At 66.6% G+C, this 20,422-nt stretch carries 20 protein-coding genes; 6 read left to right on the top strand and 14 right to left on the bottom strand.

All coding sequences use genetic code 11. The features are described from left to right. The first annotated feature begins 950 nt into the window (after positions 1–950). The 3 genes from DES47_RS19045 (at position 951) to DES47_RS19035 (ending at position 2,800) form a co-directional block, all read left to right on the top strand. Entirely contained in the window at positions 951–1,499 is a 549-nt protein-coding gene (locus DES47_RS19045; RefSeq protein WP_133702334.1) for a Panacea domain-containing protein, read from the top strand. A 99-nt stretch (positions 1,500–1,598) separates the two neighbouring features. Continuing rightward, a complete protein-coding gene (locus DES47_RS19040) occupies positions 1,599–1,967 on the top strand; it encodes a hypothetical protein (RefSeq protein WP_133702333.1) in 369 nt (122 codons plus the stop codon). A gap of 296 nt (positions 1,968–2,263) precedes the next feature. Beyond that, positions 2,264–2,800: a hypothetical protein gene (locus DES47_RS19035; RefSeq protein WP_133702332.1), complete on the top strand. Its 537-nt coding sequence runs from the start codon at positions 2,264–2,266 to the stop codon at positions 2,798–2,800. Between the two features lie 381 nt (positions 2,801–3,181). Here DES47_RS19035 and DES47_RS19030 read toward each other — a convergent pair whose 3' ends face one another. The 4 genes from DES47_RS19030 to ubiM all read right to left on the bottom strand — a co-directional run bounded on the left by DES47_RS19030 (position 3,182) and on the right by ubiM (position 5,987). Next, entirely contained in the window at positions 3,182–3,397 is a 216-nt protein-coding gene (locus DES47_RS19030; protein WP_133702331.1) for a hypothetical protein, read from the bottom strand. A gap of 107 nt (positions 3,398–3,504) precedes the next feature. Further along, positions 3,505–4,011, bottom strand: coding sequence for an RNA 2',3'-cyclic phosphodiesterase (thpR, locus tag DES47_RS19025; protein WP_133702330.1), 507 nt, complete (start codon positions 4,009–4,011; stop codon positions 3,505–3,507). A 276-nt stretch (positions 4,012–4,287) separates the two neighbouring features. Then, positions 4,288–4,755 carry a hemerythrin domain-containing protein gene (locus DES47_RS19020; RefSeq protein ID WP_133702329.1) on the bottom strand — a complete coding sequence of 156 codons (468 nt, stop codon included), beginning with the start codon at positions 4,753–4,755 and terminating at the stop codon, positions 4,288–4,290. Next, positions 4,752–5,987, bottom strand: a complete 1,236-nt coding sequence (ubiM, locus tag DES47_RS19015; protein ID WP_243748389.1) for a 5-demethoxyubiquinol-8 5-hydroxylase UbiM — start codon at positions 5,985–5,987, stop codon at positions 4,752–4,754. Before ubiM ends, DES47_RS19020 begins: the two co-directional genes overlap by 4 nt. Before the next feature lie 98 nt (positions 5,988–6,085). Between ubiM and DES47_RS19010 the strand changes: the two genes are divergently transcribed. After that, positions 6,086–7,294, top strand: coding sequence for a glycosyltransferase (locus DES47_RS19010; protein WP_166652070.1), 1,209 nt, complete (start codon positions 6,086–6,088; stop codon positions 7,292–7,294). A gap of 34 nt (positions 7,295–7,328) precedes the next feature. On the opposite strand, the gene DES47_RS29685 is transcribed toward DES47_RS19010, so the two are convergent. Further along, a complete protein-coding gene (locus DES47_RS29685; protein WP_341800635.1) occupies positions 7,329–8,357 on the bottom strand; it encodes an FxDxF family PEP-CTERM protein in 1,029 nt (342 codons plus the stop codon). A gap of 117 nt (positions 8,358–8,474) precedes the next feature. Further along, the gene (locus DES47_RS19000) at positions 8,475–8,891 is read right to left on the bottom strand and encodes a DsrE family protein (RefSeq protein ID WP_133702327.1); all 417 of its coding nucleotides are present in this window, start codon (positions 8,889–8,891) and stop codon (positions 8,475–8,477) included. Between the two features lie 164 nt (positions 8,892–9,055). On the opposite strand from DES47_RS19000, the gene DES47_RS18995 reads away from it, so the two are divergent. Both DES47_RS18995 and DES47_RS18990 read left to right on the top strand, forming a co-directional pair. After that, the gene (locus DES47_RS18995; protein ID WP_133702326.1) at positions 9,056–10,162 is read left to right on the top strand and encodes a sensor histidine kinase; all 1,107 of its coding nucleotides are present in this window, start codon (positions 9,056–9,058) and stop codon (positions 10,160–10,162) included. After that, positions 10,159–10,947, top strand: coding sequence for a LytR/AlgR family response regulator transcription factor (locus DES47_RS18990; RefSeq protein ID WP_133702325.1), 789 nt, complete (start codon positions 10,159–10,161; stop codon positions 10,945–10,947). Before DES47_RS18995 ends, DES47_RS18990 begins: the two co-directional genes overlap by 4 nt. A 12-nt stretch (positions 10,948–10,959) precedes the next feature. On the opposite strand, the gene DES47_RS18985 is transcribed toward DES47_RS18990, so the two are convergent. From DES47_RS18985 to kynU, 8 genes are all read right to left on the bottom strand, one after another. Beyond that, on the bottom strand, positions 10,960–11,586 hold the full coding sequence (locus DES47_RS18985; RefSeq protein ID WP_133702324.1) for a L,D-transpeptidase: 627 nt from the start codon (positions 11,584–11,586) through the stop codon (positions 10,960–10,962). Between the two features lie 141 nt (positions 11,587–11,727). Further along, a complete protein-coding gene (locus DES47_RS18980) occupies positions 11,728–12,552 on the bottom strand; it encodes a hypothetical protein (RefSeq protein ID WP_133702323.1) in 825 nt (274 codons plus the stop codon). Positions 12,553–12,643: 91 nt separating this feature from the next. Next, positions 12,644–13,042: a hypothetical protein gene (locus tag DES47_RS18975; RefSeq protein WP_166652069.1), complete on the bottom strand. Its 399-nt coding sequence runs from the start codon at positions 13,040–13,042 to the stop codon at positions 12,644–12,646. A 229-nt stretch (positions 13,043–13,271) separates the two neighbouring features. Then, positions 13,272–13,445, bottom strand: coding sequence for a hypothetical protein (locus DES47_RS28795; RefSeq protein ID WP_166652068.1), 174 nt, complete (start codon positions 13,443–13,445; stop codon positions 13,272–13,274). Positions 13,446–13,773: 328 nt separating this feature from the next. Further along, positions 13,774–15,582: an aminopeptidase P family protein gene (locus DES47_RS18970; protein ID WP_133702321.1), complete on the bottom strand. Its 1,809-nt coding sequence runs from the start codon at positions 15,580–15,582 to the stop codon at positions 13,774–13,776. Between the two features lie 78 nt (positions 15,583–15,660). Continuing rightward, on the bottom strand, positions 15,661–18,159 hold the full coding sequence (locus tag DES47_RS18965) for a sensor histidine kinase (RefSeq protein WP_133702320.1): 2,499 nt from the start codon (positions 18,157–18,159) through the stop codon (positions 15,661–15,663). Positions 18,160–18,255: 96 nt separating this feature from the next. After that, positions 18,256–19,110, bottom strand: coding sequence for a tryptophan 2,3-dioxygenase (gene kynA, locus DES47_RS18960; protein ID WP_133702319.1), 855 nt, complete (start codon positions 19,108–19,110; stop codon positions 18,256–18,258). Next, complete coding sequence (gene kynU, locus DES47_RS18955) at positions 19,107–20,405, bottom strand: kynureninase (protein WP_133702318.1); 1,299 nt, start codon at positions 20,403–20,405, stop codon at positions 19,107–19,109. Before kynU ends, kynA begins: the two co-directional genes overlap by 4 nt. Positions 20,406–20,422 lie beyond the last annotated feature (17 nt).

The following is a 20,422-nucleotide window of genomic DNA, read 5'->3' as shown; positions in this document are numbered from 1 at the left end:
TCGTGCCTCCGCACTCTGTCCATGGCGAGTTCGAAAGCTGCATTGAACACACTGCAACGTCGGCTGCCGTGGGATCCGGACAAGTGGCGCGCCAGACCAATTGGAATGGCAAACCCGCGGCTGTAGGGCGTGTTCGCCTCGCCGCTGCATAGCGGACAAATCGCACGCCATTCGCCTATCGGCGCGCCCATCGAGTTGACTTGAGGTGACTGGAACGCAGAAGCTAGGGGATGGTCGCCGCCTGCTGCCGATGACACACTGTCGCCGCCGGCGCGCGCGAAATGCGCATCTCCCTCCCTTTGCGCCGGACTTCCATGCCAGCCCTCTCCCAGGGCTGGCATTTTTTCGCCTGACTACCGCGGCGAAGCCAGCCAGGGAGATGATCGCGCGTCGACCAGCGCCGGTCGAGGCCGCAGGATCCCCTTTTTGGGTGATGGCCGCCAATTAAGGCATACGCACAATTGATATGGCAGGGCCTCGGGCCGCCCGGGTGCACACGGGTACGCTGGCCACACAGGCTCCCATCGTGGCGCCTGGCGTGATCGCCCTGCACCGTTTCGTCGTCAGCGCCCCTCCTGCTACTGTGCCCAGCTACCCGCAATCAGAGTGCACTATCTCGCCACCCGCACGGCACCTTCAAGCGCGGGGATCTGTCTTTGTCTCGCCACCCCGGGCCTACATCGCTGCCGGTCTCTTTGATTTCGGTCGGCAGCTGTATCGAATTCAAACAGGGGAGTGTTTGTCCAGTCGGGGAACCACACGGATTTGAGCCTGAAAGCGGGCAGGTTTCGAATGCGACACCAGCCGTTACTGCCGATCTGGTCAATCAAGCTTGGCGCACCTCTCTATTGTTCTTCTACACCGCGCAAGTTATCCACTTCTAATGTGGATAAGTCTGTGGATAATAGGGGGTGAGGCAGCTCAGCCGCTGCCAGAGTGGAGAAACAGGGATGGCACTTCGTGAAAAGGGATTTTCGCCCGAGGCAGCAGTAGAAGCGTTGCTTTACGTGTTGCATCGCGTGGGCAGGCCCGCGACTGTCCATGAACTGCTGAAGATTCGCTATTTTGCAGACAAAGAACACCTGTCCATGTACGGCGGGCTGGCAAGCGGTGACCGCTATTACGCAATGGAGTTTGGCCCCGTCGCCTCGGGCACCTACGATCTGCTCAAGGTCGCTGGCAAGAGGGCGAAAAATGTGCCGCCGCGATTCGTTGAATTGGCCACCGATGCATTGGACGGTAGCGACTATCCAAAAGTCCGTGCGAAGCGTGAGCCGAATATGGAATTCCTTTCACAAAGCAAGGTTGATGCTTTGGATGACGCAATTGAGAAGTGCCGGGGTTGGGATTTCACCAAGCGAGTGAAAGAGAGCCACGATTCAGCCTGGGATACGGCGCGTGCGCGCTGGGCTGAGACCGGCGACGCGACAATGTCGGTACCCCTCATTAGCCAAGCGTTGTCGAACGCGGACGAGGTCTTGGCACATTTGGCGGCCTGAGCTGGCGTGTCTCTCTCGTCAGCATTCCCTCAGGGGCTGAGGGAAGACAGCGCGCGAAGGCAGCTTGTGCCAGGTGCGGTCATCAAGTTGCGCGTCCAGATGGACGACGGCGATGTGCACGAGAAACGATTTGTCGTTGTGGGCGCGGACAGTGACACAGTTACGCTCGTGATAAACAGCGAGATTGGCCCGTTCATTCAAGCCCGGCCGAAGTTGCTGAAGTGCCAAGTTCAAATCGCGGCCGAGTCTCATCCGTTTATGGATCATGACTCGCATATTGACTGCTCAAGACTGCGAACCTATACCACTACAGAAGTGGTCCGGCAATTGGTCGCCCAGCCGCATTGGACCCTCGGTTCTATCTCCGATACGGTCCGCAATGAGATCGCTGCCGCGATGAAAGCCTCTGTCGTTATTGAGCCTGCCGCGCTCTCAAAATGGCTTCCTGGCCTGGAGAATCCGACCTAGCTCCAGTCCACCGCGTCGGGCCAGGCCAGACTCACTATGCACTGCAACTGGCCCATCGTGCCGGGCGTGGGTGCAGAAAGTTGCTGAGCGATAGCTCGACCACTCCAGCGGAACTAGGTGAGCGCGGGGCCTATGCCCGGTGGGATGGCAAGTCGAACGAGACGACCAGCCATGCTCCGACCCGGGCCAACATGGGGCTGAGCAAAGACAAGTCCAGCAGCTATCAGCAGCTTGCCGCCAAGGCCGGCCGAACGTGACAAACTCGCTGCGACTCGACCATACGATAGGCCTGCGACGTGAGCGACCATGCCATGAACTTGTTGACTGCGGTTTTGAGCAGCCTCGCGCTGGTCGCCGCAGTCGTGTCTGCAGCCGCGGCGAAGCAGTCGGCCAAGTACGCCGCTGATGCAGGCGCTGCGCTGGAGAAGCAGCACAAGCTCAATGAGCTTACCCAGCTCGTATCAACCGCCTCTCAAGTCGTGATCCTGGCAGACCAAGTGCCACGCGTCGCAATCCACTTGGTCGCGATGATCCGCTCGAACGCAATTGCCGCAGGCGGCAAGGGCGGTAGCATTGAGCGAAGACTGACCGAAGACGTGGAACTAAGGCTTGGCAGGGTCAAGGAGCTTTCCGAGCGCGCCAAGCCGTTCCTCTCTGGATCCCTGGCCATGCTTTCAGGCCCGGTCGAGGAGGTTGTCGTTCGACGCATGGACATGCAGGCACTTCTGTTTGAGGCCCAGGGGCTCAGAGATCAACTGATTCGCGAACACGACCAATCGTTTGAACAGCTGGTGCAGTGGCGAAGCAGCCGTGCGGACCAGCAGTCGGTCTGATTGAGCAGGGTGGCGGACAAGCCGGCGGACGGCCGGGCTATCGACCAGAAAGCCAGCATTGGCGCGGCCGGAATTGAGCTATTCAAGCGCGATAGCCCCATCGACTGACTGGAACAGCGCTCAAGAGAGAGTTTGATTAGGGTTTGTCCTATGTGGAAATGATGCTGCGGCATCGTCATAGGTTTATGAGCCCTTCGAAGCTGAGCCACTGGTGCAGCAGCACAATCAGAACCGGGGAACAAATCGGGGAACAAAATCAGTCGTCATAGACGCACAGGCAGCATTCATGCGGCCTGCAGCCAGATTTTCGATTCACCCCCTCCTCCAAAAAACAAGTAGAAGCGGGCCCTAGCGGCCCGTTTTTTTTGGCTGCTCGGCAACCTAGTTCGTTGACACTTGCGACCCCTGTTGGCAGGCCCTGCAGGCATCGTCCCATTCCTGCCAGGGAATCAGGCTGACTTCCAGGCCATCGGTGCAGGGTGCTGCATCGTCGCTGGCCGGCACGAGCCAGAGGCCTGAGCCCTGGGCGAGACGGGTCAGGATGTTGGGCCGGGTGGTTTGCTCGGTGGTGGTCATGCGCGCCTCACTGCTTGCCATGTCGTCATCTTCATCAAGACCGGGCGAGCCGGCCATCCTCCCGATGGGGGCACCCGAAAGGGGGAGCAGCGCCGCCAACCCGCGCACCTGCCGCCGACGCATAGCTCTCAGTCCTGGTAAAGGAACAGCTTCTCGTAGCCCCGATCGGACTCGGCCAGCACATAGCCCCGACCCTGCCAGGCGATGGCCGGCATTGGATCGGGGATCTGCATGGGCCCGGACTTGCGCGCCAGCGTGACATGAGGGCGGTAGGGCCGCTCGTCCAGCTCGTGTCCGGCCAGGCGGAGTTGCCGGCCCAGGGCCTCGTGCAGCGCTGTCAGTTCCGCCGGCGCCGTGGCGGGTATCAGCACGGCAATATCGTCGCGCCAGACGGCGGCCTTCGACAGTGTCATTTCGATGCGTCTGGCGCTAACCGCCAGACGGTCGCGCAGCGGGTTCAACGCGACCCGTGGCACAGGCCCAATGAAGTGAAGCGTCAGATGGAGATTGCAGGCTGCTGTGCGTCGGGCGGATGTCGACCAGGGCAGTGCTTCCGACCAGGCCGTGATCGCTGTGGCGACCTCGGCATCGGGCCAGAGTGCGAGAAAGATGCGGGCGGTGTCTGAGGCGGCCATGAGCCCATCTTGCGAGCCAGGGCGGCCGCTGGCAAGCGCGGTTCTTGTGCCACCGGCCCAAGGCGTTCAGCACCGTGGTCGTATTGTCAGCGCTCCCGTACCCCACATTGACCACCTGCAACCCGACCACGGTCTGAACACCTTCGATGGGTGCCGGAGGGCCCCACCGCATGTTTGGTTTCGATGGGGTGAACGATAGGGAGCCGCGGGCGGGCCGTGAACCAAGAAAAACGGCTAAGCAAATATGTGCCGAGCGGCGTGGCCGACAGCATCGGCTCAGCAGGCCTGCGACCCGCAGCCGTGCAGCGCCCGCTCGGGCAGGTGCTCGGGCCTGTGCACCTGGCCGGTGGCCGGATCGAAGGCCACATGGCGAAGATGATGGGCCAGCGAGGCGTCCATGCTCTGGGCATGCTGGGGGAACCAGATCACCAGCTCGGCCGCCATCTGGCGCACGATGTCCAGGCGGCCGCCGCGGCCCAGCCGGGCGCCTTCCTGCATCACCTGCAAGACCACCCGGTGCTGGGTGCTGTGGCAGTTGCCGGCGGCGAAGCGGGTGGCCTGCATCCAGTCGTCCTCCTGGCCGAAATGCTGTTCGGTGTGGGCGACCAGGGCGTCCCAGGCGGCCAGCAGCTGCGCATCGCCGGCCTGCTCGACGGCGGACAGCAGCTCGACGAATTCGATGTGTGTCTGGTCCATGGCCGGCAGGTCCAGGGCCAGGTCGTCGGACCATTGCAACGCGCTCATGGTCGACCTCCTGAGAGACCTTGGGTGACGCCGGTCAGCTGGCGTCTGATGGCCGACTTGATCAACCCGCTGAACGGTGGCACCCGCTCGGCCACGGTCAGCAGCAGCTGGCGGGCGCGCCTGGGCAGCGCACGTTCGTCGCTGAACAGCGAGACCAGGGCATTGGTGCCCAGATAGACGGGCAGGGTGGTACGACGGTGCTCGCGCTCGTAGGCCTGCAGCGCGGGCAGGGCGCCGAGGTCGCGGCCGGCGGCATGGGCGGCGCGCAACTCGCGGGCAAGCACCTCGACGCCATACAGGCCGAAGTTCCAGCCATGGGCGGTGACCGGATGCATGCCCACCGCGGCATCGCCGATCAGCGCAAAGCGGTGCGCGGCGAAGCGGTGTGCATAGACGCCCACCAGCGGGTAGTGCTGGCGCGGGCCGGTGGCCTGCACCGCACCGAGCCTGCCCTCGGCCTGCTGTGCGATGCGCGCGGCGAACTCGGCATCGGACAGGGCCAGCCATTCGACTGCCTGATCGCCGGGCACGGTCACCACGGCCGAGCAGTGGCGGCCGCTCATCGGCAGCAGGGCCAGCGTGTTGCCATAACGGAAGCACTCCCAGGCAATGCCCTGGTGATCGCGCTCGTGGGCGACGGGGCCGACGACGACGCTGCGGCCGAAGTCATGCATAGCGGCGCCGATGCCGGCCAGCCGGCGCGATTGCGACAGGCGGCTGTCGGCGGCCACCAGCAGCGCAGCGCTGAACTCCCGACCATCGTCGAGCCGGACGCTGGCGCGGTCGGTGACGATGCTCAAGGCGCTGACCCGCGCCTCGCATAGCAGGCGAACCGCCGAGCGGCTGGTGGCCGCCTTGAGCGCGGCGTGGCGAATGCGGTGATTCGGCACCAGCCAGCCCAGCGGAGCGTCGCTGGCTTCCTCGGGCTCGAAGCGCAGCATCGATGGGCCGCCACCGTCGATCACGCGGGCCTCGCGCAGCGGCGCGATCTCGGCCGGGGGCAGTTGCTGCCACAGGCCCAGGGTCTCCATCACGCGCCGGGCGCGGTGCGTCATGGCGATCTCGCGACCGTCGTCGGCGGGCGATTCCAGGCTGTCTCGTGTGGCCTGCTCCAGCAGCTGCACGGTCATGCCGGCATCGGCCAGCGCGCAGGCCAGGGCCAGGCCGGCCGGGCCGGCGCCGATGATGAGCACGTCAGCATCGTGATGGCAAGTAGGGGCGGTCATGTTCATGGCCGGCATGCTGGCCTGTCGGCATGCACAAGGCCTTGACCGGGGTCAACCGTCGTTGCTTTGCCTGCCGCATCCGTTTTCAAGCACACTGCCCAGCCATGGCACATATACATCTGACCTGGGAACTGGGGGGCGGCCTGGGCCACGCGGGCCGGCTGAAGCCGCTGGCGACGGCCCTGCTGGCGCGGGGGCATCGGGTCAGCATGAGCCTGCGCGATCTGGTGCACACACACCGCCTGCTGGCCGATCTCGATGTGCCGAAGCTGCAGGCGCCGACATGGCTGCACCGGGCCGTGGGCCTGCCGCCGACGCAGGCCAATCTGGCCGAGATCCTGCTTACCTGCGGCTATCTGGAGGCGAATGCCATCGAGGGCCTCGTCGAGGGTTGGCGCGATATGTTCGGGCTGCTGCAGCCCGATCTGCTGGTGGCGGACTATGCGCCGACCGCGGTGCTGGCGGCGCGCTCGATGAGCCTGCGCTGCGCCACCCTGGGAATCGGGTTCTATATGCCGCCACAGGGTCAGGACTTGCCACCGCTGCGCGACTGGGAACCGGTGCCGGCGCAGCGCATGGCCGCCGCCGAGGCTCGGGTACTGGCCAGCGCCAACACGGTACTGGCCCTGCATGGTGCGCCGCCGTTCGCGCGCGCCAGTGACCTGCTGCTGGGCGACGCCCCGCTTCTGTGCACCTGGCCCGAGCTGGACCACTATGCTCGCAGCCACCTGCCCGAGGGCGCGCGCTGGTACGGGCCCAACTTCCTGCCGCAGACCGGCGAGGGTCCGCAGTGGCCGGCGGGCGATGGCCCCAAAGTTTTCGCATATCTGAAGACCGAACATCCCGATCATGCCGTGCTGCTGCAGGCCCTGGCGGATGCAGGTTGCCGCACGCTTTGCTACCTGCCCGAGGTGGCGGCCGGCAAGCCCGCGCCGGTGCGCAGCCCGCTGATCCGCTACGCGGCGGGGCCGGTGTCACTCGGCGAGGCCTTCGAGGACTGCGCGCTGTGCGTCTGCCACGGCGGGGAGGCGACCCTGGTGCAGGCCCTGCTTGCCGGTGTGCCTGTACTGCTGCTGCCTATGCAGACCGAGCAGTTCCTGATGTCGCGCCGCGTCGCCCAGACCGGCGCCGGCGTCAATGCAGCCCTGCTGCGGCGACCGCTGGACTGGCGTGCACTGCTGCGCCGCCTGCTTGATGATCCTGCCTACGCCGAGGCGGCGGCCGCCTTCGCCATGCGCTATGCCGGCTTCAACCAGGCGCAGCAAGTGCAGGATCTGGTCGATGCGTTCGAGCAGCAGTTGATGCTGGCCTGAATGACAAAGAGGCCTTGCGGCCTCTTCAGTGACATCAGACGGCTCTTCGGCGTCGTCGTGCCGCCCAGCCCAGCACGCCCAGGCCACCCAGCAGCATTGCATAGGTCGCCGGTTCCGGCACCGGTTGCAGGCTCACCGAGCCGTAGCCGGGGTTCCCCGAGATGCTGGCGTAGAACTTGTCGTCCGGGCCGAATCGTATCTCGAAGGGATCGCCCGAGCTGGCGTGCGAGCCGCTGACCATGCCCGGCACCCAGTAGCCCGGCACATCGATCACGGTGCCGGGCGGTTGGGTGCCGCAGCCATAGCCGTAGCCGTAGGCACCGCAATCGCCATAGACGTACCAGCCCTCGGGTACGGTGAAGGTGGTGGGCTCGACCCAGCGGTCATCACCGGCGGCCGAGACGCCATTGGCGAAGGTTGTCAGTTCGTAGCTCAGCTCGAAGCTCTCGCCGGCATTGATCACGCCGAGGTCGATTTCGCGTGTCACGCCCAGCACGGAGTACAACGTGCCCGAGCCGGCGTAGAGGCTGGTGTCGCCGCCAAAGGAGGCGGTGGTGCCCAGCTCATCGCTGCGCAGCGTGGCCGAGCTGTCCCAGATGGAGCCGCTGCCCTTCTTCACGTCGAACTTCAGGCCGGCCTCCACATACTGGCCCGTGCCCAGGGCCGAGCCGATGTCGTTCTGCACCATGCCCGGTGTGATCGAGAAGGTGAACTTGGCGCTTTGAGCGACCGCGCTGCTGTTGGTGACGGTCTGCACCAGCTTGAAGCCGCCGCTGACCTGGTAGACGCCCATGCCCGAGGAGCGGCTGCCGAAGTCGCCCGAGGTCGAGCCGTAGCTGTGCAGGCCGACGTTGCTGGTGCCGAGGCCCTCGAATTGCAGCACATCGACCGAAGAATTGGGCGGGAAGGACGAGAGCAGATTCGTCGTCGCCCCGCCGTTCATCGAGAAGGCGCCGGTGGCGTCCATCGCGGTGACCTGGGCCAAGGCGGCGCTGCCCAGCAGGGCCAGGGTGGCGGCCACTGCGGTCTGGCGCAGCAGCGGGTGAGAGGCGTGGCGGTGCATGGGCGGAACTCCGGTCAGCGTGTGGAATTGATCACGATTCTGCGCTCCGGGCCGGGTCTTGCCTGCCCCCGGGTCGCGGGGTGGCCCGCTTGAGCTGTTTGGCCGAGCGAATCTGCGTCAGGGCCGGATGTAGGCGTAACCTTGCTTCTGCAGCTTGGCCAGGCGCACCACGCCGGAGGGGGTGAAGCCGGCCTCGGCAATGAACTGGTCCTTCTTCAGGCTGCGGTTCTTCAAGGTGATCTCGCAGATCTCGAACTTGACACCACGCCCCACCAGCTCCTGCACGGCGATCTCGTAGGGGTTGCCGTTGCGGTCCTTGGCGTCCTGCATCAGGAAGTCGATGCCCTGGGCATGGGTGACGACGGTGATCTGCGCCGTCGGGTCGGTGTCCAGATGGTTCTTGACATTGCGCAGGCCGCCCAGGGCCTGGGCCGCGGTATCGCTGATGTGATAAACGACCTTGTCTTGCGCCCAGGCATGGGCTGGCAGCAGCGTCATCAGGACGAGGGTGATGGCAGCGAAGAGGCGTTTCATGGCTTGGCTCCAGGTGGATGGGTGCCCGAGCTTACTGTGCCTTGCCCGTCGGCGTTGCAGGCAGGCCATAGCCACGCCGCCGTTCATGGGCGGCAAACCGTCATTCGTCGCAGCAGCCCCGGGCGAGACTTGGAAGGCCGGTCCGCAGGCGTTATGGTGCAGCCATGGACTCTCCCAGCCCGGCCTCGGCCGCTTCTTCCCCGGCATTCGCTCATCCCAGCGGGCGCGCCGGTTTTCTGGCTTCGTTGACACCGTCGCGTCTGGTGTTCACGCTGGCGCTGGCCTTTGTCGGCGCTGCCCTGCTGAACCCGATCTTCATCACATCCTTCCCGGTGCTGCTGGGGCGCACGCTGTTTGTCGGCGTGTTGAGCCTGGTGACCTTCTCCGCGGCGGGCCAGTGGCCGCGCCGTCTGCCGGGCTGGATGCCGCGCTGGGTGGTGCAGGTGCTGGTGGTGGCCCTGACCCTGCCGCTGGCCACCATCCTGGTCTATCTGCTCGCCGTCGATGGTGATGTGCCGGCGCTGTTGCGTCACGAGGGGCGGCTCAGCGGCCTGATCTGGATCGCCGGCACTGGTCTCCTCGTGGGTCCGCTGCTGGCCCTTGCGGCGCTGTACCGGGAGCGCGACGCGCAGGCCCGCTCGCAGGCCCTGCACTTCGAGCTGGAGAAGAGCCAGCTCGAGCGCCAGGCGCTGGACGCCCGGCTGCGCCTGATGCAGGCCCAGGTCGAGCCGCACTTCCTGTTCAACACCCTGGCCAATGTGCGGACGCTGGTCGAGACCGGTTCACCGCAGGCCGGCCCGGTGCTGGGCAGCCTGATCGCCTATCTGCGCGGCGCCATGCCCCGGCTCAAGGAGCAGGCGGCCAGCCTCGGCGACGAGCTGACCCTGGTGCGCGCCTATCTGGAGCTGATGCATATGCGCATGCCCGACAGGCTGCAGTTCGTCGTCGCTGTGCCGACCGAGCTGGAGGGGCTGCGCTTTCCGACCATGGCCCTGCTGACCCTGGTGGAGAACGCCGTGCGCCATGGCGTGGACCCCAGCGAGGAGGGCGGCCGCATCGAGGTCGGCGCCCAACGCGATACGCGCACCGGCCTGGTCAGCCTGTGGGTACAGGACAGCGGCGTGGGCATGAGCGAGACCGCCGGCGCCGGCACCGGTCTGCAGAACCTGCGCGAGCGCATGGGCCTGTTCTTCGGCCCCGAGGCAAGGCTTGAGCTGTCCGAAACCCCACCCCACGGCCTGCGGGCCGAACTGAAGTTCACCCCCCCATGAGCAATGCCCCCGTGACGGCCCTGGTGGCCGATGATGAACCGCTGCTGCGCGAGAGCCTGGTGCTGGCGCTGAAGCGGACCTGGCCCGAGCTGCAGGTGGTCGCCCAGGCCCGCAATGGCCGCGAGGCGCTGGAGCTGTTCGAGGAGCATCAACCGCAGATCGTCTTCATGGATGTGCACATGCCGGGGCTCAATGGCATCGAGGCCGCCAAGGGCATCGCGCGGCGCGCGCAGCTGGTGTTCGTGACGGCCTTCGAGCAATACGCGCTGGCGGCCTTCGACGAGGGCGCGATCGACTATCTGGTCAAACCGGTCGAGGAGCGACGGCTGATGGATACGTTGCAGCGGCTGAAGCAGCGGCTGGAGGCGGGCCAGTTGCCCGCGGGCGAGGCGCTGGACGCGGTGCTGGCCCAGCTCTCGGGTCATCTTCAGCAACAGGGTCAACAGCAGCGCGGTGAGCCCTGGCTGCAGTGGATCAAGGCCTCGGTCGGTGCGGCGCTGAAGCTGATCCCGGTGGATCAGCTGATCTATCTGCGCTCGGATGAAAAGTACACGCTGGTCGTCTGGCCCGAGGGCGAGGCCTTGATACGCACGCCGATCCGCGAGCTGGCCGACCAACTGGACCCGCAGATCTTCGCCCAGGTGCACCGCTCGGTGATCGTCAATCTGCGCGAGGTCAGCCACATTACCCGCGGCGCCAACGAGACCGCCGACATACACCTGCGCGGTCGGTCCGAGGTGCTGCCGGTGAGCCGCGCCTATCTGCACCTGTTCCGGCAGATGTGAGATTCGTGAGGCTCAGAGCTTGAGCAGCGCCAGGCGGCGGTCCTGGCCAAAGAGACTTTGCACCGGCCGCGTTTCGGGCAACACATAGACCACGCCGCGCTGCCGGCCCAGCACCGGCGCCACCACCGCGTCAAAAAAACTTGGTGCCACGATCACGCAGCCCAGCGAAATGCGGTTGTCGTTCGGCGTATCTGACAGCAGGCGCTGCGGCCGGCGTTCCTGCGCCGGAGCCGGACGCAAGCGGTGAATGGCCAGCGCGGCCTCGTAGTTGAACCAGACCACCGCCTCGCCCTGCAGATTGTGACCCGGTTCCGAGGCAAAGCGCCCGGCCGGGGTGGTGCGCTCGGCGGGCAGCAGCTGAGCTGGGGCACGGCCCTCCATATCGCTCAGGCCTTGATCGCCCGGCGCCTGGCCCAGCAGGGCCGGGGTGGCGCCCAGCAGCCGGCCATTGGCGCTGAAAACGAACAGCCGCGCGTCTTTCTTGTCCACGATGGCGAAGGGCTGGCCTTGGTGGTCGGCCGAGGCCAGCACCCATTCGGCCATCTGGCGTGTGTCGTCGGACGGGGTTTCGCCACCGAAATCGGCGCCAGGGCCGGCTTGCACGCTGGTGGCCAGGACCGACAGGCAGACGGCGGCCATCTGCGCCGCATGCGCCCGAAAATTGAACAACTGCTGCACCCCGACCCCCGCCACGCGACCGCATCAACAAGCCGGGCATGGGGCCCGGCTCCGATGTCATCGATGGTACGCAGGGCAGGGCCGGCGCGACTGCGCAGGACATCACGCCCGCGGCGCTGTTACAGGGCGAAGTTGTAACGCCCCGGCTTTGGCGCGTCCGTGCTTTTGTGCCACGTCGTAGGAGGCGAAAACCTGGCCCAGCGGCTTGACCTCGGGTAGCACATAGACCACGCCCCGGGAGCGAGCGAAGGTGGTGCGCACCACGTCTTCATAGAATCGCACCGGCACATTGATGCAGCCGTAGGAGATGCGGTTGTCGGCTGCCGTTGGCGAGGCCAGGCGTTCCAGCCGGCGTTCGCTGGGCTCGATGGCGCGCACGCGGTGCATGGAGACGGCGGCGTTGTAGTCCACCCAGAGCACATCCTCGCCCGAGGCATTGCGGCCCGGCTCGGCGTCGAAGCGCCCTGCCGGCGTGGTGCGCTCCTCCGGTCGCACATCGGCAATCGCGCGGTTGCCAATGCCCACGACCGAGTCGTCACCGGCTGCTGCACCGAGCAGCACCGGGGTGGCGCCGAGCAGCACCCCCTGCGCATCGAACACGAACACGCGGGCATTGCGCTTGTCCAGGATCACATAGGGCAGACGCCGGTTGTCGCCCGAGTCGGCGACCCAATCGGCGATGTGGCGGGCCTCGGCCGATGCGGCCTCGCCCCGGAAGTCGGCAAAGCGTGGGCCGCCGGCTTGAACCGCGACAGGGGCGCGCAGAGCCGGCCCGGCAAAGAAGCGGGCCCTGTGCAGGCCGGTGCCATCGGGCGGGAGCATCAGCACCAGCACGGCGCTGCCGAGCAGGAAGCCCTGCTTCAGCGCGGCGATCAGCTCCGGACGCGGCGGCAGTTCGATGCGGGGCGGCGGGTTGTAGGTGGCCATGGTGCTTGCATTCCTCGGGCAACGTAAAAGTGCCCCGAAGCGGCGCGGGAGGGATCCCTGCGGCTTCGGGGCGCTGCACCTGAGCGCGTCTTCAGTTGCGGTCGGCGCGTGGGGTGCGCTCCGTGATCAGCGGCGCGCTGTTGTCCGGCACGGGCATATTGCCGGTGGTCGGGGTGTTGTTGTCATGGGTCTGTGCCTGGGTAGGCGCTTGAGCGGGCGTCTGCGCAGGCATCGGTGCCGGCACGGTGCTTGTCGTCGCAGCAGGTGTTGCCAGCGTTCCGGCCGGAGTGCCGTTGGCGTCCTGCGCCTGGGTCAGCGGGGCCTGGCTGCCATCGGTGGCAGGAGCCGGGCTGATCTCGGTGCTCGGCTGCAGCTGCTGCGTCGGCTCGGCGGGTTGCATGTCGGCGGAAGCCTGCGCATAGGCCAGGCTGATGGCGCCCACCAGGGTGGCGGCGGCGAAAACTGAGGTGACGGTCTTGGAAGCCTTCATGTCATAACTCCTTGGTATTGCGCACTCGGCGCTGTGAGGGTCAAGGGCCAATGGGCCTGACATGAATCTAGGCGTGCAGCGTGTCGCCCGGCATCGGACGGCACTGCTGATGCGTGTAGGACGAGCGCTGTCAGCAGATGCAACAGGACCGGGTCTGAAGCCTTGCCAACGGCGTACGGGCAAAAAAAACCCGAGTTACCTCGGGCCGAATGCGGTTGGTGGACGGTGTTCAGGCGGGCTTGACGGCCTTCAGACTGCGGCCGGTGATGACCACCCGCTCGAGCTGGGCGACCGTCTGGGTGGCGGCGAGTTCTTCGTCTTCCACCGGGCTGGTCAACGATCCCACGGCGCTGATGGCCAGGAAGCTGAGGACCAGAACGCTGTTGAAAAGGTTGTCTAACATGGTGGACTCCTGCTGGTTTCACTGCCGCGAAAAACGTCGCGATGGAGTGAATGTAGGAGGCCACTACCACGTCAACCAGCGGCATGTGATGAGTCGTCAGCCGTGCCGGATGAACTGCGCAACGGCGGGATGAAGCGGCGCCGACAATGGCAACGGAGGCCCGCAGGCCCCCGTTGCTGAATTGCTTGACCTCAATTTCATCCAGTCAGTTGGGGACAGCCCATCGCCTGCCTGCGAACGGGCCTTCGCCAGGCACAAACAGTCCACAGGACTGTTTGAGTCCGGGCTCAGAGCTCGCCGGGTACGGCAAGGTCTGTCCCGCAAGACATTAGATTGGCTCTGTGCGCAGCTTCAGCCAGGCCAGCGCATCGCCGCTGACCAGCGGCGACAAGCGGGCCAGCACCTCGGCGTGGTAGCGGTTGAGCCAGGCGATCTCGTCTTCGCGCATCAGCTCGCGGGCGATGCAGCGGGTGTCGATCGGGCACAGGGTCAGCGTCTCGAAGGCCAGCATCTCGCCGAAGGCGCCCTGTTCGGGCGTGTCGATGGCGACATTGAGCACCAGGTTCTCCAGGCGCACGCCCCATTTGCCGTTGCGGTAGATGCCGGGCTCGATCGAGGTGATCATGCCCGGCTCCATGGCCATATGAGCGTCGGGAATGGCCTTGGAGATGCTCTGCGGGCCCTCATGCACATTCATGAAGTAGCCGACGCCGTGGCCGGTGCCGTGGCCGTAGTCGATGCCGTGCTCCCAGATCGGGGCGCGGGCAATGGCGTCCAGCATCGGCGACAGCGTGCCGCGCGGGAAGCGCGTGCGGCTCAGGTTCATCATGCCCTTGAGCACGATGGTGAAGTCGCGCTTGTGTGCCTCGCTGATATTGCCGATCTGCCAGACGCGGGTGATGTCGGTGGTGCCGCCCAGGTACTGGCCGCCGGAATCGATCAGCAGCAGGTTGTTGCCCTCGATCACCGCGTGCGACTCCGGCGTGGCGCGGTAGTGCGGCATCGCACCGTTGGGGCCGAAGCCGGCAATGGTCGAGAAGCTCAGACCGACGAAGCCGGGGCGGCGGGCGCGGGCGGCCGACAGCTTCTCGTCGACGGTGATCTCGGTGATGCGCTCCTTGCCCAGCGCCTGTTCGAACCAGGCGTAGAACTCGCACATCGCGGCGCCGTCCTGCTCCATGGTCTCGCGCACGAACTGCGCCTCGGCAGGGGTCTTGCGGCTCTTGGCCAGGGTGCTGGGGTTGATGGCCTCGACCACGCGCACGCCGCTGGCCACCGACTCGCGCAGGCCCCAGGTGATGCGGCGAGGGTCGACGAGCAGTACGGTGTCGGCGGCCAGTGCCCCCAGCGCCTTGGGCGCCTCGGTGTAGTCGGCCAGCTGCACGCCGTCGGCGGCCAAGGTGGCCTGCAAAGCGGCGGGCACCTTGCCGGCGCCGAGGAACAGGGTGGCCCCGTTCAGGCCGACCAGCGTGTGGGCGATGAAGACCGGGTTGCATTGCACGTCCGAGCCGCGCAGATTGAACAGCCAGGCCACGTCATCGACGGTGGAGATGAAGTGCTGGCTAGCGCCCAGGCGGTTCATCGCCGCGCGCACCTCGGCCAGCTTGACGGCGCGGCTGACGGTGGCCTGCGGCGCGCCGTGCTCGTAGACCGGCGCGCCCGGCAGGGTGGGGCGGCCTTCCCAGATAGTGTCCAGCAGATCCAGATCGGTGCGCAGCTTGATCTTGGCCTGCAAGAGGCCCAGGCGCACCTGCTGCGCCAGCGCCAGGCTCAGACACTGGCCATCGACGGCCAGGGTCTGGCCGGCCTGCAGCTGCAGGGCCGTCCAGTCGATGAAGTGGGTGGCGGCGCTGCTGGGAATCTTGACCAGGTCGATGCCGGTGCCGGCCAGCTCGACCTCGGCCTGGGTCCAGTAGCGCATGTCGGCGAACAGGGCGGCGCGGTCCAGCGTGACGACCAGGGTGCCCATAGAGCCGGTGAAGCCTGACAGCCATTCGCGGCCCTGCCAGCGCGCGGGCAGGTACTCGGACAGATGGGGGTCGCTGGAGGGCACCAGCACGCCGTGCACCTGTTGGGCCTGCATCGCATCGCGCAGCCGCGCCAGTCTCAGGGTGATCTCGGAAGTACGGGTGTCCATGGGGCTCTCCGGGGTGGCGCTGCCGCCGGGTGGGCGGTGGCCAGTGTTGAAAGGGGTGCGAGATTGTAGGTGGATGCCTCAGCCGGACGCCAGCGGCGGCAGATGGACCTCGAACACCGCGCCGCCATCGGGGTGGTTGTGGGCGCGTATCGTGCCGCTGTGCACATGGATGATCTTGCGGCTGATGGCCAGGCCCAGGCCGGTGCCGCCCGCGCCGGTCTGGTTCAGCGAGGACTGCACGAAGGGGGCGAAGATGCTCTCGAACTCGTCCGGCGGTATGCCCGGGCCGTGGTCACGAACCTCGACGCAGCAGCCACCGGTGGCCGGTTCGTTGAAGCAGCGCAGCTCGATCTCGCTGTGGGCCGGGGCATAGCGCAACGCATTGGCCAGGATGTTGCGGAACACCTGCTGCAGCCGGAAGGCGTCCAGCAGGGCCATGCAGGGCCAGTCGGACAGCTCCAGGCGCAGGCTCAGGCCCCGACTGGCGGCCAGCTGTGCCAGCTCCTGCACCACCTCGGCCAGCAGCGGCCGCACATCGCCGGGCACCAGCTTGAACGAGCCGACCGAGGTTTCCAACCGGGACAGGTCAAGCAGATTGTTGACCACATGCAGCATGCGGTGTCCGGCGGACTGGATATCGCTGAACATGCGTGCCAGCACCGGCTGCTCGCGGGCCCGCGACAGGCCCACCTGCGAGAAGCCCAGAATCGTTTGCAGTGGCGTGCGCAGCTCGTGGCTGACATTGGCCAGGAACTCGCCCTTCGCGGCGCTGGAGCGCTCGGCCGCGTCGCGCGCCTCACGGGTGCGGCGCTCAACCTCGCGGAAGTCGGTGATGTCCACCATGCTGCCTATTACCCCAAGCGCCTCGCCGTTGGCATTGGCGTAGGAGGTCTTGCGCACCATCAGGTCATGCCAGGTGCCATTGGGGAAGGGCACCCGCTCCTCGTACGACAGCGTGCCCCCCTCGCGCATCAGCTGCTCGTCCTTGGCCAGGGTGATGGTGAAGTCGCCCATCGGCCGCAGCTCGGGCAGGGTCTTGCCCAGCACATGCTCGACCGGCCAGCCGACCATATCGCACCAGGCGCGGTTGACCATCAGATAGCGGCCGGCCCTGTCCTTGGCGAAGATCGGGAAAGGGCAGACCTCGATCAGCCGGGCGGTGAACTCCAGCTGCTCCAGCAGCTGGCGCCGCGCCAGTTCACGCTCGGTCACATCGATGGCAAAGCCGGCAAATCCGATCAGCCGGCGCTCGGCCGATTCGACCGGGGTGACGCTGACCTCCAGCACCCGGTGCGAGCCCTCGGTGCCACGCAGGCGCAGCTGGGTTGGCGGGCCGCGCAGGCCACCGGCCGGCGGGTCGCCACTGCGCGGCGGGCGGAATAGCGCACGGGCGATGGCGACATCGCCCGGGTCCACAAAATCGGCAAAGGGCTGGCCCAGCACCGGCCGCAGGGTGATCTCGTCGACGAACCACTGGCGGTTCACGAACTGCAGCCGGCCCTCGGTATCGGTGCGGAACATCAGCTCCTGCACGCTGTCGATCAGCAGGCGCTGATTGCGCTCCTCATCGGCGCCCAGCAGCCGGGCCTGCAGCAGTGACTCCTCGGCCTGCTCATGACGGCGCAGGCGGCGCCAGGCGCTCCGCGCCAGCAGGGCGATGACCAGCCAACCGGCCAGGGCAGCGGCGAGGGTACAGGCCAGTGTGCCGCGCAGTTCGCTCCAGATCGCGCTGCGTCGGTACTCGACCAGTATCAGGCCCTGGAACTGCCGGGTGCTGCGAAAGCTGGCCAACACCTCATGGCCGTCCAGCCCGGGGCCGCTGAAGCTGCCCTGCTCCTTGCTGGGCAGAAAGTGCCGGAACACCGCCCGGTCTATCAGCGCCGCGCCACTGGGCAGGACGGCACCGGCCTTGGCGCCAATCAGGCTGCCATCCCGGCCCAGCAGGGCGGCGCTGCGCGGGCCGCTGCCGAAATGCTGTTCGTAGTGCCTGGCGAAATAGTCCGGGTCCAGCACGGCCACCAGATAGCGCGGGCCCAGAGGCGTGTCGGGCAGGGCATGAACCTGGGGGAGCAGGCGCTGCGTGCCCCCGTAGGCCTGGCGCTGGCGGCGGTCGAGGTCGGCCAGATCCTGGCCCGGTGCCAGTGAGCCCACCCAGTGCTGCGCGCTGGCGGCGCCGCGCCGCAGCTGGCCGAGATCGAGCTGAGCGGCGACATTGGCCGGTGCGGAGCTGGCCAGCACCCGGCCCGAGGCGTCCAGCACCGACAGGCTGCGCACCATGGGCAGCAGGGGCAGCGCCTGGCTCAGGACCGGGCTCAGTGCTTCCGCCGGCTCGCGAGCCTGGGCAGCGGCCGGCACCAGGCTGCGCAGCATCAGGGCCGAAGTCTGCAGGCTCTGATCAGCATGCTCTTGCAGCACGCGGGCATAGAGCTGGGTTACCTGGAGTTCATGCTGCTCGGCGCTACGTAACGCGTAGAGCGCAAAGCCCAGGGCCGCCAGCAGCACCAGCAGCGCAAGCAGCACGCCGGCACGCAACAGCAGCCTGCGCTTCAGCCAGGGCGGGGGTGGGTGCGGTGGCACGGCGAGAGAAATGCGCAGTCCTGTGTGATGGTCGGGTTCAGTCCTGCACTCTAATGCCAAAGCCGTCCGAGCTTGCTCGGTTGTTGCCCCGAGCGATCACAGTTCGGTGCGCAGCGTCCACAGCTCCGGAAACAGCACCACGTCCAGCATCTTGCGCAGATAGCCAACGCCCGAGGTGCCACCGGTGCCGCGCTTGAAGCCAATGACGCGCTCCACCGTCGTCACATGGCGGAAGCGCCAGAGGCGGAAGGCGTCTTCCAGATCGACCAGCTCCTCGCCCATCTGGTACAGGTCCCAGTGCTGCTCGGGGCTGCGATAGACCTGCAGCCAGGCCTGCTTGACGGCCTCGTCGGCCTGGTAGGGCTGGGTCCAGTCGCGCTCCAGATGGGTGGCCGGCACGCTGATGCCACGCCTTGCCATCAGCTTCAGCGTCTCGTCATACAGCGAGGGGGCGCGCCAGCTGGCCTCGACCACCGCAAGCCGCTCCGGTGCATGGGAGTGGGGCTTGAGCATGGCCGAGTTCTTGTTGCCCAGCGTGAACTCGATCTGCCGGTACTGCCAGCTCTGGAAGCCGCTGCTGTTGGACAGATAGGGCCTGATCGCCGAATACTCGGGCGGTGTCATTGTCGCCAGCACGTCCCAGGCATGGACCAGCTGCTCCATGATGCGGCTCACGCGCGCCAGCATCTTGAAGGCGGCCGGCAACTGGTCATTGGCCACATTGGCCACCGCGGCCTGCATCTCGTGCAGCATCAGCTTCATCCACAACTCGGAGGTCTGGTGCTGGACGATGAACAGCATCTCGTTGTGCTCGGGCGACAGCGGATGCTGGGCGCTGAGCACCTGATCGAGGTGCAGGTAGTCGCCGTAGCTCATGTCCTTGGAGAAATCGAGCTGAGCCCCTTCTTCTCGGACTATGTTCATCGGGCAACGGGCTTTGTCGTCACTCATGTCACTGCATCCTGTTGGTTGAAACGCGGCTCGCGCCACTCTTCGGTCTGCAGCACCTGGTGCAGGTGCTCGATCGCGTCCCAGACATCGACGAAGCGGGTGTACAGCGGGGTGAAGCCGAAGCGCAGGATGTGCGGGAACTCGTCCAGACGCTGCGGGTCGCCGGCGCGGTAGTCGCCGATCACGCCGCGGGCGATCAGGGCCTTGACGACCGCATAGCCGGCCTCGTGCAGCGGCGCGGCCAGGCTCAGACAGACCTGGCTGCCGCGCTGATTCGCGTCTCTTGGCGAGGACAGGCGCACGCCCTGCTCGCCGCAGCGGGCCTCGGCCAGGGCGATGAAGGCCTCGGTCAGCGCCACCGACTTCTTGCGCAGCGCGTCCATGCCGCCCATGGGCTCGGCGGCGAGGAGGGTATCGACGCCGCACTCCAGCGCGCTGAGCGCCAGAATGGCCGGCGTGCCGCATTGGTAGCGAGTGATGCCGGCGGCGGGCCGATAGTCGGGCGTGAACTGGAACGGGGCCGCATGGCCCATCCAGCCCGACAGCGGTTGCCAGAAGCGTTCCGCATGGCGCGGATGCGACCAGACGAAGGCCGGCGCGCCCGGGCCGCCGTTCAGATACTTGTAGCCGCAGCCGACGGCGAAGTCGGCGTCGGCACCCTTGAGGTCCACCGGCAGCGCACCGGCCGAATGGGCCAGGTCCCAGATCACCAGCGCGCCGGCGGCATGGCTGGCGGCGGTCAGCGCCTTCATATCGTGGCGGTAGCCGGTGCGGTAGTTGACTTCGGTCAGCATCAGGATGGCCAGCTCGGCATTCAGCGCTGCGGGAATCTCATCCACCGTATCCACCAGCTTCAATGTGAAGCCATGCTGGCGGGCCACGCTCTCGGCAATGTACAGGTCGGTAGGGAAGTTGCTGCGCTCGCTGACGATGACGCGGCGGCCGGGCGCATCGGCCTTGCTGATCTGCGCGGCGGCATGCAGCACCTTGTACAGATTGACCGAGGTCGAGTCGGCCGTCACCAGCTCGTCCGGGCCGGCGCCCACCAGGCGGGCGATCTTGTTGCCGACCTTGCGTGGCAGGTCGATCCAGCCGGCGGTGTTCCAGCTCTTGATCAGGTCCATGCCCCATTCGCGGGCGATCACCTCCTGCACCCGGGCCGCCGTGGCGCGCGGGAGCACGCCGAGCGAATTGCCGTCCAGGTAGTTGATGCCGGGCGGCAGGTCGAACTGATGCCTCAGCTCGAACAGCGGGTCTTCCTGGTCGCGCACTTCGCAGTCTTGTCTGGTTATCATGGTTCGGTCCTTCTCTT

This window comes from Roseateles toxinivorans, assembly GCF_004362525.1.
Taxonomy (GTDB): Bacteria; Pseudomonadota; Gammaproteobacteria; order Burkholderiales; family Burkholderiaceae_C; genus Paucibacter; species Paucibacter toxinivorans.
This window is presented reverse-complemented; position numbering and strand designations above follow the sequence as displayed.

Coding starts and splice junctions, on each gene's coding strand:
- DES47_RS18975 (WP_166652069.1), bottom strand. CDS start 13,042: ATGAAGGCTTCCAAGACCGTCACCTCAGTTTTCGCCGCCGCCACCCTG.
- DES47_RS19010 (WP_166652070.1), top strand. CDS start 6,086: ATGGCACATATACATCTGACCTGGGAACTGGGGGGCGGCCTGGGCCAC.
- DES47_RS28795 (WP_166652068.1), bottom strand. CDS start 13,445: ATGTTAGACAACCTTTTCAACAGCGTTCTGGTCCTCAGCTTCCTGGCC.
- DES47_RS18995 (WP_133702326.1), top strand. CDS start 9,056: ATGGACTCTCCCAGCCCGGCCTCGGCCGCTTCTTCCCCGGCATTCGCT.
- DES47_RS19045 (WP_133702334.1), top strand. CDS start 951: ATGGCACTTCGTGAAAAGGGATTTTCGCCCGAGGCAGCAGTAGAAGCG.
- DES47_RS18970 (WP_133702321.1), bottom strand. CDS start 15,582: ATGGACACCCGTACTTCCGAGATCACCCTGAGACTGGCGCGGCTGCGC.
- DES47_RS19020 (WP_133702329.1), bottom strand. CDS start 4,755: ATGAGCGCGTTGCAATGGTCCGACGACCTGGCCCTGGACCTGCCGGCC.
- kynU (WP_133702318.1), bottom strand. CDS start 20,405: ATGATAACCAGACAAGACTGCGAAGTGCGCGACCAGGAAGACCCGCTG.
- DES47_RS19040 (WP_133702333.1), top strand. CDS start 1,599: ATGGACGACGGCGATGTGCACGAGAAACGATTTGTCGTTGTGGGCGCG.
- kynA (WP_133702319.1), bottom strand. CDS start 19,110: ATGAGTGACGACAAAGCCCGTTGCCCGATGAACATAGTCCGAGAAGAA.
- DES47_RS18980 (WP_133702323.1), bottom strand. CDS start 12,552: ATGGCCACCTACAACCCGCCGCCCCGCATCGAACTGCCGCCGCGTCCG.
- DES47_RS29685 (WP_341800635.1), bottom strand. CDS start 8,357: ATGCACCGCCACGCCTCTCACCCGCTGCTGCGCCAGACCGCAGTGGCC.
- DES47_RS18990 (WP_133702325.1), top strand. CDS start 10,159: ATGAGCAATGCCCCCGTGACGGCCCTGGTGGCCGATGATGAACCGCTG.
- DES47_RS19030 (WP_133702331.1), bottom strand. CDS start 3,397: ATGGCAAGCAGTGAGGCGCGCATGACCACCACCGAGCAAACCACCCGG.
- ubiM (WP_243748389.1), bottom strand. CDS start 5,987: ATGAACATGACCGCCCCTACTTGCCATCACGATGCTGACGTGCTCATC.
- thpR (WP_133702330.1), bottom strand. CDS start 4,011: ATGGCCGCCTCAGACACCGCCCGCATCTTTCTCGCACTCTGGCCCGAT.
- DES47_RS19000 (WP_133702327.1), bottom strand. CDS start 8,891: ATGAAACGCCTCTTCGCTGCCATCACCCTCGTCCTGATGACGCTGCTG.
- DES47_RS18985 (WP_133702324.1), bottom strand. CDS start 11,586: ATGGCCGCCGTCTGCCTGTCGGTCCTGGCCACCAGCGTGCAAGCCGGC.